We start from the raw sequence: 15,905 nt of genomic DNA, 5'->3' as shown, positions 1-15,905 counted from the left end.
ATTTTTTATGCCAATTCTTCTGTTTCATACTCATAATCATCGTCTTCGGTAATAATGGTAACTTTAATACCATTTGCGAACTCAGTGACTGTTTCCAACTCTCCCTTATCGTTTCGATCCCACTGTTTCAAATGGTTTCCATCCTCATTTTGAGTATATAAATAGCCAAAGCCTTCAAGAAATCTCTCATAACCAAATCTTAATAATAAGAATGAGATGTGTTCAGCTAACTCTTCTAAGTCATCACAACCGCCAAAAACACTATTCCAGGCGTCTAATGCTTCCTGGTTCCAAACTGATTCATCAATCTCAATGATATATTCGTCTGTGCGAATAGCATTTATCTTAAATTTCCTCATTACTATTCTGTTATTAATCAATTATTTCAAATGTTACTTTCACTTTTTTACAGCGAAAGCCTTTCTTATACACCTGTTTCCATGTCAAGTTAATTCCGTCCAGCCAGTACCTAACGCAATCTCTTCGGTAATATTTTTGAGTATTCATCACAAGTGTACCATCCGGGTAGGTTATCATGTACATTATATCTTTACGCATATTAGGTCCTTTCTGATTTATTTTGAATAATTTTTACTGTCTCTACATATCCCAAGATTCTCAAACCCCAAAGGGCAACCATCGCAATAGACATTATCTCCTTTTTGATAGCAGGGACGATTATGGAGAACTTCTTCCTTTAGCTTGGAAATAATAGCATCATCTTGTGTTATTACTTCTTGTAAACTCTCAACAACCTTTTCATGGACTTCCTTTTTTATTAAGGAATTATATTCGTCCTCTGATAATATAAACATCATACTTTAGTTCCTTTCTGATTTGTTAATCTCCAATTATTTGACGAATAGCATATTTTTGTTTCCCTTTAAAATTGGAGAAATCTACTAAAGATTGTTTGTGATAAAGAGCTAAAGCCACTTTACGAAATCGTTCATAATTATGTCGAGTAATAGGTTTACATCCCCATTTTTTCATATCCGCTATCAATTCTTTCCGGGTATGAGCAAAATGTCCGTAGCAACTATCATTACCAAAATCGTGGTTTATTGTATGCACATGATAATCAACGCTCTTAGATAGGAATATTCTAAGTTTTTCTAATTGAGTAAAACTCAGTCTCTCAGTACCTTGTTTTGAAGTTTCTTCCTCTTCTAACCAAGCTACTATTTCAAGATTATAGAAGCCTTCCGAATATTCTCTTCTGTAGAAATAATGTATCTTCATTTTTTTTACTTGAATTATTTAAATAACCTTTCTTGTAAATCGTATCCGAACTTCTTTATTTCTCGTTCTCGTAGAAGGCTTCGCTCTTCTTCCATTCCTGGTAAAACAACGACTTTTACTTCATCATTGATTTGGTATCCGTTCTTCCTAAGCCGATACCGGAGATTGTTTAACTTCCTCTGTCTTTTCTTTTCCATCAAAATCCAATTTTTGTTCTCCTTCCCATTTTAATAGGATATAGTAAAAATCAGCTTGCATTACATCAGGCACTTTATTCATGTACATTCGCTTCATCATATTTACGAATGCTCCCGGTTCATACCCCGTATCAAGGAAACTTATAAATTCATTCACCCGATAAAGCTTCATTATACGCATTCCCTTAATCGTTGCAGTTCCAATGTATTGCCCTTTCAACTCAATACGATACGTTTTGTTAATCTGATACTTGGCAGTAGCAAGACGAAAAGTCGTGAAGCATTTACATTTTAATTTTCCGTTCCAACCATCTGAGAATCTAATCACATCCATCTTTATTCTCCTTTCCCCTGATGAATGTTATTTGTTGGCATAGCCTGCTCTACAAATTGGAATAAAAACTGTGGAATATCCTCAATAATCTGAGTTAAACTATTCTCTTCAATTAGCTTGATAGTTACTGTACTCATAGATTCATCTATTGATGATACATTTTTCACCTCTACATAAGAGAGATTATTTAGTGCATCAATAAAAGGAAGATACCTCATTACATCAAAAGCAGCTACGCAATTCAATACATTATTAGAGGTAGGCTTCGGAATCCAAAATACATCTTCGTTATTCCGATTCTGAAGAGTCACAAAAGGTTTGTTCTTTGCATCCATAATAATAAGTTTATTAGTTAGTAAATCGTCGTTCGAAGCCGGGAATCGAACCCGGAAAATGCTAAATTATTGTAGATTATTAGCATGCCAGTAAGAAATCATCTCTCCTACGTTCCTTGCTCCGATTTTAGCTTTGATATTTTCACGATGTCGGTTAACAGTCAAAATAGATATTGATAATTCAGAAGCTATATCTTCTGCTGTCAGATGGTTAGCTATTAATCGAAAGACTTCTATTTCTCTTTCAGAAAGTTTAGTAGAAAGCTTAGGTTTACAGATAACACCTTCAAAGATGCATTCTCCTCTTAATGGACATTTAACCTCTTCAAATTGAAGTCTGCCCAAGTAATCAATATCATATTTATTTTGGTCATATTCTCCGAAATTACAACGAGCAAACCGATGCGCTACCTTATACTCATAAAATGATTTGTTTCTATTACTTTTTGAGTATAATTCCATCAAGGCCGCATGAGCATTAGGATACCTGTCGCGAATGATGGCAAGCAACCAAGCTACTATCTCATAATCAGTTTCTTCAAAAAGACGAGCGGCTTTACCTTCTTCTTTCAACATAACATCCCCTTCAGGAGTATTATAAAATTCTATATTAACAAACTGTTTCATACCTTATCATTAATAGATTCGTTTAAAAGACGTCTAAGTAAATTTACCTCAAGAGGTTTAAATGAATTTCCTGACATTTTATTGTAAAAAGATGGTAGAGATACACCACTTTGGCGAAGAAATTCATCTCGTAGCTCTATCTTCTTCTCTCGTGATAAGAGATCATAATGGTTTTTAAATACCATTTTGGGCTGTTTTTCTCCCTTTCTCATAGTTGTTATCATTTTTATTATTAAATTTATAACGCAAAGGTATTATTTTAAAACCATAAGGTATAATAAATCATCCATTATTTTACAATGGTATTATTATTTATACTTTTTCTAAATAAGAAATTTATGCTTAAAGGACATATAATAAACGAATTAATAGATGAAAGGCGAGTAAAAAAGGTCGATTTATACACCTATGCTGGTATTACAAAGTCTACGTTAGATAATATTATCAAAGGTATTAATGATCCCAAATGTACAACTATTGAAAAAATTGCAGATTTTTTCAAGATGCCTATTGACTTTTTCTTCAATAGAGAAATAGATATATCCAATTTAAACATCGGACATCAAGTAAAAGGCAACGGTAACAATGTTTCTGGTGATATAACCCTAAGTGAATATCAAAAAGAAATAGCTCATTTGAAAGAACTTTTGGCTGAAAAAGAAAGAACTATTCAAATTCTAATGAATAAATAAGAAAAACGATGACTGACAAAACATTAAAAGAAGAAACTAAAAAAGTTCAAGAAACTGAAACTTGCTTTATCATCACCCCCATTGGAGATGACACTAGTATAATACGTAGAAAAACAGATGGCCTGATAAATAATGTAATAAGACCCGTATGTGAGAAATTAAATTTCAAGGCAATTCCTGCACACGAAATAGACAAGAGTGGTTCAATTACTAATCAAGTAATTAAATTAATACTTGACTCTAAATTAGTAATAGCAAATTTAACAGGACTTAACCCTAATGTTATGTATGAACTTGCTATTAGACACGCTGTGGGACTTCCTATTTTATGTTTAGCAGAAAAATCTACGGAATTACCTTTTGACATAACTACAGAACGTACTATATTTTACTGTGATGACATGTTTGGAGCAATAGAATTGAAGTCTGAACTGGAAAAGAAGATTAAAGCTACTTTGAATGATACAGAGATTGACAATCCTATTTATAGAGTCGCGAAAGAAAAATCTATTATAAAAAATATAGAACGCCTTGAAGATAAAGAGGAAAAGAATTCATTACTATATATTATTAACAAACTTGATAATATTGAGAAAAGAATCCCCATATTAAAAACAGAACGTTCTACCCCAAAGAGAATAGTAGATATAAAACTTATATTTGATAAATCTATAAAATCCCAATATAAGGATATAGAAAAGAATATTTATGAAATAATACCTACTTGTCTTGTAGCGAAACAAACTATTGATAAAGAAAATGAGGTATTCATATATAATTTAGTTCCATTAGATGATATAGAGAATGTAATTTCTAATTTAAAAAGCAGACTAGAGTATACATTGAATCTGACTATTATTGAAAGTGAAATCCTTAGAATACACCTTATATAATAAAATATAGACATTAATAGACGATTATCAACCGATTGACAATTATAGACTAAAAATATCAGCATAGGAAGTGTATAGAACGTATGGAGTGACTTTCCCGCTACCCCGACGAAAAAAACAAGTTAAACTCCATATAATTAAGCTGATACTTTTTGTATCGGCTTTTTTATTTCGATATAATATAGTAACTTCCAACTACTATAACAAGAATAAAGAGATCAAATCTTTGAACTATCTTTGAACAGATTTTCACCTATATCTCACAAATTGCAGCTATTATATAACACATTTTACAGATTCAGATAATACTCCCGAGTCAACGATATATATTCTTCACTATATTGATGACGAGCTATTTCCGTCAATAAGCTCTCTATAATACATTCTTGATTATTGAAAGAGAAGGTAATCAATACCCGCTTTGGTGCACCGCCAGGCTTTGTTACCACATTTAATTGACGAACTGCATATAAATCCCATTTCAGAGCCATTGTCTTTAACCTATCTGCTACATCTGCCGGAATGACTACTGTAAAAGCTCCATCTTCTGCCAATAATCCAGCCACTCCTTTCAATAACTCCTCGTAAGTCAGGGAGTTATTATGACGGGCTGCATTCCTTTGTTGGTCCGGGCATTCAAGTGAATCTATAAAATAAGGTGGATTGGAAACTATTACATCAAACTTATCAGAAGATTGATATTGTATGAAATCAGCCTGAACTACTTCTACCCTCTCCTTCCAGGGAGTACGGACTACATTTTCCTTAGCTTGTTCTACTGCTGATTCATCTATTTCCAATGCAACTATTTTGGTATCAACCGGACTGCGTTGCGCCAACATTAAAGCAACTAACCCCGTTCCTGTACCAATATCCAAAATATGACGGACTTCCCAAACAGGGGTCCAAGCACCTAGTAATACCCCATCTGTGCCGACTTTCATGGCACATTTATCATGCCACACCGTAAACTGCTTAAATTGAAAATAAGGATTCGACATTGTATCTGCTTATCTTAATTATCTTAATATTTTAGACCTGTTTTATTCTACTTTCTTACTGCAAACCGCCAAAAATAAATAATTATTATGGAATACTTTGTTTATCGCCCTATATTTTGGCATTGTTTTTGTGTTTTTATTCCAAGCTGTGCTTTATTATTAGAGAGAATCAATTAACTTTGCAAACGATTTATGCATATTTGTATGACATAAACTAAATTAAAACGAAAAGATGAAAGAAAGATACTTATTGGAAGATGTAGGTGATAACAACGGCTTCTCGTTAATTACTGACTATGATGGTAACGATGAGAATGCATTCGATGTAAATATTAAATCTGGCGAAATTCTTCCGGTCCTTCCCCTTCGTAATATGGTGTTGTTTCCCGGAGTATTCCTGCCTATCACGGTTGGTCGTAAGTCTTCTCTGAAGCTCATACGTGATGCTGAGAAAAAACATAAAGATATTGCAGTAGTATGTCAGAGATCAGCACATACGGAAGATCCTAAACTGGAAGATTTACATAATATCGGTACTATAGGACGTATTGTTCGTGTATTGGAAATGCCGGACCAGACAACCACTGTCATTCTTCAGGGAATGAAGCGTTTGAGTCTGAAAAGTATTACCGATACGCATCCATATTTGAAGGGTGAAATAGAACTTCTGGAAGAAGAAATTCCGAATAAAACCGATAAAGAATTCCAAGCCCTGGTAGAGACATGCAAGGACTTGACGATGCGTTATATCAAATCATCGGATACAATGCATCAAGATTCGGCATTTGCTATTAAAAACATTAATAGTTCGATGTTTCTAATTAACTTCATCTGCTCGAATCTGCCATTCAAGAAAGACGAGAAGATTGATTTATTAAGCATCAATTCATTGCGTGAACGTACTTATCACTTATTGGAAATTTTGAATCGTGAAGTACAGTTAGCTGAAATCAAGGCATCCATTCAGATGCGTGCCCGTGAAGATATTGACCAACAACAACGTGAATACTTCCTGCAACAGCAAATAAAAACTATCCAAGATGAATTGGGTGGTGGCGGCCAAGAACAGGAAATAGAAGAAATGCGCCAAAAGGCAGACAGAATGCGTTGGAATTTTGAAGTCAGAGAGACTTTCATGAAGGAACTCGCGAAACTGGAACGCACTCATCCTCAATCACCGGATTACAGCGTACAGCTTAATTATCTGCAAACAATGCTCAACCTTCCGTGGGGCGTTTACACAACTGATAATCTGAACCTCAAAAATGCAGAGAAGACGTTGAATAAAGACCACTATGGACTGGAAAAAGTGAAAGAACGCATCTTGGAACATTTGGCAGTATTGAAATTGAAGGATGATATGAAATCACCGATTATCTGCTTATACGGCCCTCCGGGAGTTGGTAAAACATCCCTCGGCAAGTCCATTGCGTCTGCACTCAAACGCAAATATGTACGTATGTCTTTAGGCGGCGTACATGATGAAGCTGAAATCCGTGGTCACCGCAAAACATATATAGGCGCTATGCCGGGACGAATCATCAAGAGCTTGATAAAAGCAGGTGCCTCCAATCCGGTATTTATTTTGGATGAAATAGATAAAGTCAGTGCCGACCGTCAGGGAGATCCTTCTTCTGCATTACTGGAAGTTCTTGACCCGGAACAGAATACATCTTTCCATGATAACTTCCTGGATGTAGATTATGATCTATCAAAAGTACTGTTTATTGCAACAGCCAATAATTTGAATACAATCCCCGGTCCATTGCTTGACCGTATGGAATTGATTGAAGTAAGCGGTTATATCACAGAAGAAAAGGTCGAGATTGCCCGCAAGCATTTACTACCTAAAGAGCTGGAAGCCAACGGACTTAAAAAGACAAATATCAAACTTCCTAAAGACACACTGGAAGCGATTATTGAATCATATACCCGCGAAAGCGGCGTTCGTGAACTGGAAAAGAAAATCGGTAAGATTCTCCGTAAATCAGCTCGTCAATACGCAACCGATGGTTATTTCGCCAAAACGGAAATCAAACCTGCCGACTTGTATGATTTCTTGGGAGCACCGGAATATACACGTGACAAGTATCAGGGAAATGAGTATGCCGGTGTAGTTACCGGATTGGCATGGACAGCCGTAGGTGGTGAAATTCTTTTCGTAGAAACCAGTTTGAGCCGTGGCAAAGGCGGACGCCTTACATTGACCGGTAACCTGGGAGATGTAATGAAAGAATCTGCTATGCTGGCACTTGAATATATCAAAGCGCACGCTTCTATCCTGAACTTGAATGAAGAGATTTTTGATAACTGGAATATCCATATTCATGTACCCGAAGGAGCAATTCCTAAAGACGGTCCATCCGCAGGTATCACTATGGCTACTTCTTTGGCTTCTGCCCTGACACAACGAAAGGTGAAAGCTAATCTTGCCATGACAGGAGAAATCACACTTCGTGGCAAAGTACTTCCGGTTGGGGGCATTAAAGAGAAAATTTTAGCAGCCAAACGTGCCGGAATCAAGGAAATCATCATGAGTGCCGAGAATAAAAAGAACATAGACGAAATTCAGGATCTCTATTTGAAAGGATTGACTTTCCACTATGTAAACGACATAAAAGAAGTATTCGCCATCGCACTGACCAATGAAAAGGTTGCGGATGCCATTGATTTATCTGTAAAGAAAGCTAGCCAGGAATGACATTTGACTTACAATATACAGACACTAAAAGTAATGCCCGTGCCGGTCTGATAACCACGGACCACGGGCAGATACAGACACCTATATTTATGCCGGTAGGCACACTGGGCACTGTCAAGGGAGTACATATGACAGAGCTGAAAGAAGACATTCAGGCACAGATTATTCTGGGCAACACCTATCACCTCTACTTACGCCCGGGATTGGACGTGATTGAAAAGGCAGGTGGCCTGCATCGCTTCAACAGTTTCGACCGTCCCATGCTGACTGATAGTGGCGGGTTCCAAGTATTCTCATTAGCCGGAATCCGAAAGCTCCGTGAAGAAGGTGCTGAGTTTCGTTCACACATTGACGGCAGCAAACACATCTTTACTCCGGAAAAAGTGATGGACATCGAACGTACGATTGGTGCCGACATTATGATGGCTTTCGACGAGTGTCCTCCGGGAGACTCTGATTATGCATATGCCAAAAAGTCATTGGGATTGACACACAGGTGGCTCGACCGATGTATAAAACGTTTTAATGAAACGGAACCTAAATATGGCTACAATCAGTCGCTTTTTCCCATCGTTCAAGGATGCGTCTATCCCGATTTGCGCAAGCAATCGGCTGAGTTTATCGCTTCCAAAGGGGCGGATGGCAATGCTATCGGCGGTTTGGCAGTAGGTGAACCGGTAGACAAAATGTATGAAATGATCGAGATTGTCAATGAGATTCTTCCCAAAGACAAACCTCGCTATCTAATGGGAGTAGGCACTCCCGTCAATATTCTTGAAGGAATCGAACGTGGAGTGGATATGTTCGACTGCGTAATGCCTACACGAAACGGACGAAATGGCATGTTGTTCACCAAAGATGGTATTATCAATATGCGAAATAAGAAATGGGAAATGGACTTCTCTCCCATCGAAGCAGACGGAGCTTCCTGTGTAGACACATTATACAGCAAAGCCTATTTACGCCATCTTTTCCTTGCACAAGAATTATTGGCAATGCAAATCGCCTCTATACATAATCTTGCCTTCTATCTATGGCTGGTAGGTGAAGCACGAAAACATATCATTGCAGGAGATTTCTCGACCTGGAAGCCGATGATGGTCAAAAGAGTATCAACTAGATTATAAAGAATGAAAAGCAATCGATTTATAAAACGGCTAGACTGGTATATCATCAAGAAATTCTTGGGGACATACGTATTTGCTATTGCACTAATCATTTCTATCGCAGTGGTATTCGACTTTAACGAGAAGATGGACAAGCTGATGGAACATGAAGCCCCATGGAGTAAAATCATTCTTGAATACTACATGAACTTTATTCCCTATTTCTCCAACCTGTTCAGTCCGTTGTTTGTATTCATTGCTGTTATTTTCTTTACTTCCAAACTCGCAGAGAACTCTGAAATTATTGCCATGTTCTCTACTGGTATGAGCTTCAAGAGAATGATGCGCCCTTATATGATTTCTGCCGCCATTATTGCATTGACTACCTTTATGCTTAGTTCATACGTAATCCCGAAAGGAAGTGTGACACGTCTGAACTTCGAAGACCGGTATATCAAGCCCAAAAAGCAGAATACTGCACGTAATGTCCAGTTAGAAGTTGATAGCGGTGTCATTGCGTACATTGACAATTATAATAATGCGATGAAAACCGGAAACCGCTTTTCACTGGATAAATTTGTCGATAAGAAACTGGTTTCGCATTTAACTGCACGCCGTATTACTTACGATACGACTACCGTTCATAAATGGACTATTCACGACTATATGGTGCGTGAATTGGATGGATTAAAAGAGAAGATCACCAAAGGTGACCGGATTGACTCTATTATCAACATGGAGCCTTCTGACTTCCTTATTATGAAGAACCAGCAGGAAATGTTGACCAGCCCCGAATTAAGTGATTATATTGCAAAACAGAAACGAAGAGGATTCGCTAACATCAAAGAGTTTGAAATTGAATATCACAAGCGAATTGCCATGTCATTCGCCTCTTTCATCCTGACAATTATCGGCGTATCTCTTTCATCACGAAAAACGAAAGGTGGTATGGGGCTTCACCTGGGTATAGGACTTGGATTAAGTTTCTCGTATATCCTGTTCCAAACGATTACTTCAACCTTTGCCGTCAACGGAAACGTACCTCCTGCCATTGCAGTTTGGATTCCGAATATCCTCTATGCAGGTATTGCTTTCTTCTTATATCAAAAAGCTCCTAAATAAGAATTAAGGATATAGATAAAATAGAAATTCCGTCTATTCTTGCTTAAAGCAAGTATAGGCGGAACTTTTTTGTTGTATCCATTTCCTCTTTTGTCTATTCTCCGTCATTCACCAGATGGTGCTTTATTCGGAAAATACCCCTTTCTCCTTACATTCTCAAGATTGTCAACCAATCTTTTCTACATAAGCAGAAAGATCTGCAGCAGAGATGTTTTTGGCTATAATTACACCATTTCCATCCAATAAATAGTTAGTGAATCCCCGGTTCAAACGGTATTTTTTAAATAATCCGGAATCCTCGCCTTCTGTTTCCACGAAACAAGTGGGCGTAACTATTTGGTCCTTACGAACGGTTTCCTTAAAAATTGACTGATATTCGTCAAATGAAATAGAAACCATTTCCACATTATGAGAAGAACGAAGCGCATTGCTCAAACTTACGTTTTGCATCCGGGACTGCGCGTCATAACTTGCCCAAAAACTTAGCAACACATATCGCCCTTTCAAATTTCCCAATTTAAAGGCGGATTGCCCATTTGATGTAGATTCGATTTTAAAATCCGGGGCTACATCACCCTCACTCAAACCTCCGGTAGGTTTGTCTTTCTCAACGAAAGCGGTCAAGGAACAAATTAGTAATACAACAAAAATCCACTTTACATGCTTCATGTAATTCGGTTTTAGTTAATACTATCCGGGACTGTCCTTAAACAGTGGTTTCTTCCCGAAACGTTGTCTTTTCAGGCATCAGGCGAAGAGGAATCCGCTGATTATCAGAGCCTTTATTTTTGAAACCGGGTGCAAAGGTAAGTTATTATTAAATAAACTTCCAAGCAAATAAGCAAAAATCTCACTTTTCAGGTATAACTTTTTATGTTATTTAGCATAAAAACGAACTTTTTTCTCTACTTTTGCAGGATAAAAGTCTATTTCTTATGCAACCATCAAATACTGAATTGATTCTGATTCGAGTTACCGGCGAAGATCGTCCGGGACTTACCTCATCTGTGACTGAAATATTAGCCAAATATGATGCTACCATCCTTGACATCGGTCAGGCAGATATTCATAATACATTGTCATTAGGTATTCTCTTCAAAAGTGAGGAAAGACATTCCGGTTTTATAATGAAGGAATTGTTGTTCAAAGCATCTTCAATAGGAGTTACCATCCGCTTTGAACCGATTACAACAGAACAATACGAGAATTGGGTGGGTATGCAAGGAAAAAACCGCTATATCCTGACTGTACTTGGCCGCAAACTTTCTGCACGCCAAATATCAGCAGCAACAAAAGTATTGGCAGAACAAGGCATGAATATTGATGCAATCAAACGTCTGACAGGTCGTATTCCATTGGATGAATGCAATACAGACGCACGTACTCGTGCCTGCATCGAATTTTCAGTGAGAGGTACTCCTAAGGATCGTATTGCTATGCAGGAAAGTCTGATGAAGTTAGCCAGCGAACTGGATATGGATTTCTCTTTCCAACTGGATAATATGTACCGTCGTATGCGCCGTCTGATTTGTTTCGATATGGACTCTACGTTGATTGAGACAGAAGTAATCGACGAGTTGGCTATCCGTGCCGGCGTTGGTGATGAAGTAAAAGCGATCACGGAAAGCGCTATGCGTGGTGAAATAGACTTCACAGAAAGCTTTACTCGCCGCGTAGCCTTACTGAAAGGCTTGGACGAATCTGTTATGCAAGAAATAGCTGAAAGCTTGCCCATCACAGAAGGAGTAGACAGGCTGATGTATGTACTGAAAAAATACGGGTATAAAATCGCGATACTTTCCGGTGGATTTACTTATTTCGGTCAGTACCTGCAAAAGCAATATGGCATAGATTATGTATATGCAAACGAACTGGAAATTATAGATGGAAAGCTGACCGGACGCTACCTGGGAGATGTTGTAGACGGCAAACGAAAGGCTGAACTACTACGACTGATCGCCCAAGTGGAAAAAGTCGATATTGCACAGACTATTGCCGTAGGAGATGGCGCTAATGACCTCCCCATGCTGGGAGTTGCCGGACTGGGAATCGCATTTCACGCTAAGCCTAAAGTAGTGGCAAACGCTAAGCAATCTATCAATACCATCGGGCTTGACGGAGTGCTCTATTTCCTCGGATTCAAAGATTCTTATTTGAATATGTAATTAGACCGAAAAATAAATTATCTTTGCTGACAAATTAAATAAAAGAATGAAGTTTTCCGAACTACAATTAAACGCAAATGTGCTTGAGGCGCTTGATGCCATGCGATTTGACGAATGCACTCCTATTCAGGAACAAGCAATCCCAATCATACTTGAGGGGAAAGATTTGATAGCCGTAGCACAGACCGGTACAGGTAAAACAGCAGCATTCCTGCTTCCTGTACTGAATAAATTATCTGAAGGAAAACATCCTGAAGATGCAATCAATTGTGTCATTATGTCTCCTACCCGGGAATTGGCTCAACAGATAGACCAGCAAATGGAAGGATTTTCCTATTTTATGCCGGCATCGAGTGTTGCCGTATATGGCGGAAATGATGGTATCTTGTTTGAGCAACAGAAAAAAGGTCTCACATTAGGAGCAGATGTTGTTATTGCCACTCCCGGACGCCTGATCGCCCATCTAAGCCTTGGATATGTAGATCTTTCCAAGGTTTCTTATTTTATTTTGGACGAAGCAGACCGGATGCTCGACATGGGATTCTATGAGGATATCATGCAGATCGTGAAGTATTTGCCGAAAGAACGACAGACTATCATGTTTTCTGCGACCATGCCCGCCAAGATACAACAACTGGCAAATACTATCCTGAATAATCCGTCGGAAATAAAGCTGGCCGTTTCAAGACCTGCTGATAAGATTATACAAGCTGCATATGTTTGTTATGAAAATCAAAAGCTGGGAATTATACGCAGTCTCTTTGTGGACGAAGTTCCCGAACGTGTCATCGTCTTTGCATCTTCCAAGATCAAAGTGAAAGAGGTGGCTAAAGCTTTGAAATCAATGAAATTGAATGTCGGAGAAATGCATTCGGATCTAGAACAAGCTCAACGGGAAGCAGTGATGCATGAATTCAAAGCCGGCCGAATCAATATATTAGTCGCCACAGATATTGTTGCCCGTGGTATTGATATTGATGACATCCGTCTGGTTATCAACTTTGATGTTCCCCATGACAGTGAAGACTATGTGCATCGTATCGGACGTACGGCACGTGCCAATAATGATGGAGTAGCGCTTACATTTGTCAGCGAAAAAGAACAGAGTAACTTTAAAAGTATTGAGAATTTCCTGGAAAAAGAAATCTATAAGATACCTATTCCCGCAGAGTTGGGAGAAGCACCGGAATACAAGCCGCGCTCTTTCAATAAAGGTAAGTATGGCAACAACTCAAAAAGAAGAAATTTCCGTGGAAAAAACAATGGTGGAAAAGGCAACAATCGCCCCTCTCCCAGGCAGAATTAATACGAAATCCGTTATTTCGTAGAAGTGATGGTTAAGTTTCCTTCAAAACTTACTTCAATATCTGCAATGCTATATATAGAACTTTCCGGAATGGCTAAAACAGCTTGATAATGAAAACCATTCCGGTCTACTTTTACAAACTTCATATCAGATAAAATAGCTTGCATCAAAAAATCTCCGGGAACTACCTGGTCAAACATCTGTTTAGTAATATCACTGGCAAATAAACTCTTTTTACCCTCATAAACGCAGATGTGCATCACATTATCGTAATATACATTATCCATACTAATCCCGTCTTCGGAATAGGTAGTTTTTATAACCCGCATTTTAGAAGGGTTGATATAGACATAAGCACGATAGCGAGTGCCATTATAGGTCACCACGCTATCGCGTTGAGTTACTTCATTATAAGTTGGAATCACTAATTCCTGACGGGCAAATGACAATGAATCATTAGGGTCTTCAGATCTATGCAGCTTGATGATGTTGTCTGTTATGGCATGAAACCAGAATATATGCTCCCCTTGCTTATCAATCTTGTAATAAGTTGTATCATTACCATAAGTATAAAGAGTATCCCGCATGATTTTAAATGTAATCGGAGCACTTTGCGCATCGGCATAATAGATAGTATCCCCTTCTACACGCATCAACGGGCTTTCAGTCTCATCGTCCAGCCAAATTCCCTGCAACAGTTCCTTAGCATTCGTATCCTCTTTTCTCTGTTCGGGAGAATTTGGATTCTTATTGCCGCTACATGCCGCAGAAAAAAATACCATTAACGATATAGCCACATATTTCATCATCTGTCTTAGTTTTGCCTAAAGATACTCTTATTTTTTCATTTACCAATACAATGATAAACGAATCCGAGTTCTTCCATCTCTTTTTTGTCGTATATATTACGTCCGTCCAACACAATCTGCTGCGCCATTGTTTTTCTGATGACAGCCCATGAGGGCAAACGGAATTCTTTCCATTCGGTAACCAACATCAAAGCATCAGCATCAAGTACCGCATCATACATATCGCAAGCGTAATAGATTGTATCTCCAATACGACGTCTGCACTCTTGTACGGCAGCCGGATCATACGCACGTACCTGGCAGCCGGCTTTCAGCAGCTTATCAATCAAGACTAGTGCCGGAGCTTCGCGCATATCATCAGTTTCCGGTTTGAATGCCAAGCCCCAAAGAGCGATGGTCTTACCTTTCAAATCACCATTAAAATGCTTCATAAGCTTTTCGAACAAAACACTTTTCTGCTGTTCGTTCACTTCTTCCACAGCACTAAGCACTCGCATTGTATATCCATTCTGCTCTGCGGTTTTAATAAGGGCTTTCACATCTTTAGGAAAGCAAGAGCCGCCATATCCAATGCCCGGATATAAGAATTTACGTCCAATACGCGTATCTGAACCAATTCCGCTACGTACCATATTTACATCCGCACCAACTATCTCGCAAAGGTTTGCTATATCATTCATAAAGCTGATACGGGTTGCCAACATTGAATTTGCCGCATATTTAGTCATTTCGGCAGACGGAATATCCATGAAAATCACACGGAAGTTATTTAATAAGAATGGCTTATACAACTTAGACATCAGTTTTTCCGCACGTGCCGACTCTACTCCTACTACCACGCGGTCCGGACTCATAAAGTCACTGATTGCATTTCCTTCTTTCAGAAATTCCGGGTTAGAAGCAACATCGAAGTCCACCTTCACTCCTCTTTTATCCAGTTCTTCCTGAATGACTGCGCGAACTTTACTGGCAGTACCTACGGGAACTGTACTCTTGGTAACCACCAGTTTATATTGTTTCATATTGCGACCGATAGTACGGGCTACCTCCAACACATATTTCAAGTCAGCACTCCCGTCTTCATCAGGCGGTGTACCCACAGCACTAAATATCACTTCCACATCATCCAGGCAACTCTCTAATGACGTGGTAAACTTCAATCTCTTTGCTTTCATATTACGGAGCACCATCTCTTCCAATCCATTCTCATAAATCGGGATGATTCCTTTCTGCAAAGATTCTATTTTCTCGCTGTTAGTATCTACACAAGTTACATTCACGCCGATTTCAGCGAAACATGTACCTGACACCAGACCTACATATCCGGTTCCTACAATCGCAATTTTCATACTTTATATTTTATTGTTTGTTTAGA

The 15,905-nt window shown here is 38.4% G+C and carries 19 protein-coding genes; 7 read left to right on the top strand and 12 right to left on the bottom strand.

What is annotated here, in order from left to right; all coding sequences use genetic code 11:
• Positions 1-5: 5 nt before the first annotated feature.
• The 8 genes from HC965_RS09160 to HC965_RS09125 form a co-directional block, all read right to left on the bottom strand.
• Positions 6-359 (bottom strand): hypothetical protein, encoded by a 354-nt coding sequence (locus HC965_RS09160; protein WP_191031197.1) that lies wholly within the window; start codon positions 357-359, stop codon positions 6-8.
• A 13-nt stretch (positions 360-372) separates the two neighbouring features.
• Positions 373-558 carry a hypothetical protein gene (locus HC965_RS09155; RefSeq protein ID WP_191031196.1) on the bottom strand — a complete coding sequence of 62 codons (186 nt, stop codon included), beginning with the start codon at positions 556-558 and terminating at the stop codon, positions 373-375.
• Between the two features lie 17 nt (positions 559-575).
• A complete protein-coding gene (locus HC965_RS09150; RefSeq protein WP_191031195.1) occupies positions 576-818 on the bottom strand; it encodes a hypothetical protein in 243 nt (80 codons plus the stop codon).
• A 22-nt stretch (positions 819-840) separates the two neighbouring features.
• Entirely contained in the window at positions 841-1,242 is a 402-nt protein-coding gene (locus tag HC965_RS09145) for a hypothetical protein (protein WP_191031194.1), read from the bottom strand.
• Positions 1,243-1,389: 147 nt separating this feature from the next.
• The gene (locus tag HC965_RS09140) at positions 1,390-1,773 is read right to left on the bottom strand and encodes a hypothetical protein (RefSeq protein ID WP_008647655.1); all 384 of its coding nucleotides are present in this window, start codon (positions 1,771-1,773) and stop codon (positions 1,390-1,392) included.
• Positions 1,774-1,775: 2 nt separating this feature from the next.
• A complete protein-coding gene (locus tag HC965_RS09135) occupies positions 1,776-2,108 on the bottom strand; it encodes a hypothetical protein (protein ID WP_008647656.1) in 333 nt (110 codons plus the stop codon).
• Positions 2,109-2,174: 66 nt separating this feature from the next.
• On the bottom strand, positions 2,175-2,735 hold the full coding sequence (locus HC965_RS09130) for a response regulator transcription factor (RefSeq protein WP_008647657.1): 561 nt from the start codon (positions 2,733-2,735) through the stop codon (positions 2,175-2,177).
• On the bottom strand, positions 2,732-2,947 hold the full coding sequence (locus HC965_RS09125; protein ID WP_032852479.1) for a hypothetical protein: 216 nt from the start codon (positions 2,945-2,947) through the stop codon (positions 2,732-2,734). The genes HC965_RS09130 and HC965_RS09125 overlap by 4 nt, the downstream gene beginning before the upstream one ends.
• A gap of 126 nt (positions 2,948-3,073) precedes the next feature.
• On the opposite strand from HC965_RS09125, the gene HC965_RS09120 reads away from it, so the two are divergent.
• Both HC965_RS09120 and HC965_RS09115 read left to right on the top strand, forming a co-directional pair.
• Complete coding sequence (locus tag HC965_RS09120) at positions 3,074-3,427, top strand: helix-turn-helix transcriptional regulator (protein WP_032852607.1); 354 nt, start codon at positions 3,074-3,076, stop codon at positions 3,425-3,427.
• A gap of 8 nt (positions 3,428-3,435) precedes the next feature.
• A complete protein-coding gene (locus tag HC965_RS09115) occupies positions 3,436-4,320 on the top strand; it encodes a hypothetical protein (RefSeq protein ID WP_191031193.1) in 885 nt (294 codons plus the stop codon).
• Positions 4,321-4,610: 290 nt separating this feature from the next.
• Here the strand turns inward: HC965_RS09115 and HC965_RS09110 are convergent, their stop codons facing one another.
• Positions 4,611-5,321: a tRNA1(Val) (adenine(37)-N6)-methyltransferase gene (locus HC965_RS09110; RefSeq protein ID WP_191031192.1), complete on the bottom strand. Its 711-nt coding sequence runs from the start codon at positions 5,319-5,321 to the stop codon at positions 4,611-4,613.
• 232 nt (positions 5,322-5,553) lie between these two features.
• Here HC965_RS09110 and lon point away from each other — a divergent pair, with 232 nt between their 5' ends.
• From lon to HC965_RS09095, 3 genes are read left to right on the top strand one after another with little or no spacing between them, the layout of a single operon-like run.
• Positions 5,554-8,022, top strand: coding sequence for an endopeptidase La (gene lon, locus HC965_RS09105; RefSeq protein WP_191031191.1), 2,469 nt, complete (start codon positions 5,554-5,556; stop codon positions 8,020-8,022).
• Entirely contained in the window at positions 8,019-9,149 is a 1,131-nt protein-coding gene (tgt, locus tag HC965_RS09100; RefSeq protein ID WP_191031190.1) for a tRNA guanosine(34) transglycosylase Tgt, read from the top strand. The genes lon and tgt overlap by 4 nt, the downstream gene beginning before the upstream one ends.
• A gap of 3 nt (positions 9,150-9,152) precedes the next feature.
• Positions 9,153-10,250, top strand: coding sequence for an LptF/LptG family permease (locus HC965_RS09095; RefSeq protein ID WP_022137496.1), 1,098 nt, complete (start codon positions 9,153-9,155; stop codon positions 10,248-10,250).
• A gap of 165 nt (positions 10,251-10,415) precedes the next feature.
• On the opposite strand, the gene HC965_RS09090 is transcribed toward HC965_RS09095, so the two are convergent.
• Entirely contained in the window at positions 10,416-10,919 is a 504-nt protein-coding gene (locus tag HC965_RS09090) for a thioredoxin family protein (RefSeq protein WP_167965095.1), read from the bottom strand.
• Positions 10,920-11,185: 266 nt separating this feature from the next.
• On the opposite strand from HC965_RS09090, the gene serB reads away from it, so the two are divergent.
• The gene (gene serB / locus HC965_RS09085) at positions 11,186-12,415 is read left to right on the top strand and encodes a phosphoserine phosphatase SerB (RefSeq protein ID WP_167965097.1); all 1,230 of its coding nucleotides are present in this window, start codon (positions 11,186-11,188) and stop codon (positions 12,413-12,415) included.
• Between the two features lie 46 nt (positions 12,416-12,461).
• Positions 12,462-13,721 carry a DEAD/DEAH box helicase gene (locus HC965_RS09080; RefSeq protein ID WP_191031189.1) on the top strand — a complete coding sequence of 420 codons (1,260 nt, stop codon included), beginning with the start codon at positions 12,462-12,464 and terminating at the stop codon, positions 13,719-13,721.
• A gap of 11 nt (positions 13,722-13,732) precedes the next feature.
• Here the strand turns inward: HC965_RS09080 and HC965_RS09075 are convergent, their stop codons facing one another.
• Both HC965_RS09075 and HC965_RS09070 read right to left on the bottom strand, forming a co-directional pair.
• Positions 13,733-14,530 carry a DUF4738 domain-containing protein gene (locus HC965_RS09075; RefSeq protein WP_191031188.1) on the bottom strand — a complete coding sequence of 266 codons (798 nt, stop codon included), beginning with the start codon at positions 14,528-14,530 and terminating at the stop codon, positions 13,733-13,735.
• A 35-nt stretch (positions 14,531-14,565) separates the two neighbouring features.
• Positions 14,566-15,879: a UDP-glucose/GDP-mannose dehydrogenase family protein gene (locus tag HC965_RS09070; RefSeq protein WP_191031187.1), complete on the bottom strand. Its 1,314-nt coding sequence runs from the start codon at positions 15,877-15,879 to the stop codon at positions 14,566-14,568.
• Positions 15,880-15,905: the final 26 nt, after the last annotated feature.

Origin of the sequence: Bacteroides sp. GM023 (genome assembly GCF_014750685.1) — a bacterium.
GTDB lineage: Bacteria > Bacteroidota > Bacteroidia > Bacteroidales > Bacteroidaceae > Bacteroides.
This window is presented reverse-complemented; position numbering and strand designations above follow the sequence as displayed.

Bases quoted from the DNA above. Each gene is read 5' to 3' on its own strand.
- HC965_RS09160 (WP_191031197.1), bottom strand. From the start codon at position 359: ATGAGGAAATTTAAGATAAATGCTATTCGCACAGACGAATATATCATT.
- HC965_RS09155 (WP_191031196.1), bottom strand. From the start codon at position 558: ATGCGTAAAGATATAATGTACATGATAACCTACCCGGATGGTACACTT.
- HC965_RS09150 (WP_191031195.1), bottom strand. From the start codon at position 818: ATGATGTTTATATTATCAGAGGACGAATATAATTCCTTAATAAAAAAG.
- HC965_RS09145 (WP_191031194.1), bottom strand. From the start codon at position 1,242: ATGAAGATACATTATTTCTACAGAAGAGAATATTCGGAAGGCTTCTAT.
- HC965_RS09140 (WP_008647655.1), bottom strand. From the start codon at position 1,773: ATGGATGTGATTAGATTCTCAGATGGTTGGAACGGAAAATTAAAATGT.
- HC965_RS09135 (WP_008647656.1), bottom strand. From the start codon at position 2,108: ATGGATGCAAAGAACAAACCTTTTGTGACTCTTCAGAATCGGAATAAC.
- HC965_RS09130 (WP_008647657.1), bottom strand. From the start codon at position 2,735: ATGAAACAGTTTGTTAATATAGAATTTTATAATACTCCTGAAGGGGAT.
- HC965_RS09125 (WP_032852479.1), bottom strand. From the start codon at position 2,947: ATGAGAAAGGGAGAAAAACAGCCCAAAATGGTATTTAAAAACCATTAT.
- HC965_RS09120 (WP_032852607.1), top strand. From the start codon at position 3,074: ATGCTTAAAGGACATATAATAAACGAATTAATAGATGAAAGGCGAGTA.
- HC965_RS09115 (WP_191031193.1), top strand. From the start codon at position 3,436: ATGACTGACAAAACATTAAAAGAAGAAACTAAAAAAGTTCAAGAAACT.
- HC965_RS09110 (WP_191031192.1), bottom strand. From the start codon at position 5,321: ATGTCGAATCCTTATTTTCAATTTAAGCAGTTTACGGTGTGGCATGAT.
- lon (WP_191031191.1), top strand. From the start codon at position 5,554: ATGAAAGAAAGATACTTATTGGAAGATGTAGGTGATAACAACGGCTTC.
- tgt (WP_191031190.1), top strand. From the start codon at position 8,019: ATGACATTTGACTTACAATATACAGACACTAAAAGTAATGCCCGTGCC.
- HC965_RS09095 (WP_022137496.1), top strand. From the start codon at position 9,153: ATGAAAAGCAATCGATTTATAAAACGGCTAGACTGGTATATCATCAAG.
- HC965_RS09090 (WP_167965095.1), bottom strand. From the start codon at position 10,919: ATGAAGCATGTAAAGTGGATTTTTGTTGTATTACTAATTTGTTCCTTG.
- serB (WP_167965097.1), top strand. From the start codon at position 11,186: ATGCAACCATCAAATACTGAATTGATTCTGATTCGAGTTACCGGCGAA.
- HC965_RS09080 (WP_191031189.1), top strand. From the start codon at position 12,462: ATGAAGTTTTCCGAACTACAATTAAACGCAAATGTGCTTGAGGCGCTT.
- HC965_RS09075 (WP_191031188.1), bottom strand. From the start codon at position 14,530: ATGATGAAATATGTGGCTATATCGTTAATGGTATTTTTTTCTGCGGCA.
- HC965_RS09070 (WP_191031187.1), bottom strand. From the start codon at position 15,879: ATGAAAATTGCGATTGTAGGAACCGGATATGTAGGTCTGGTGTCAGGT.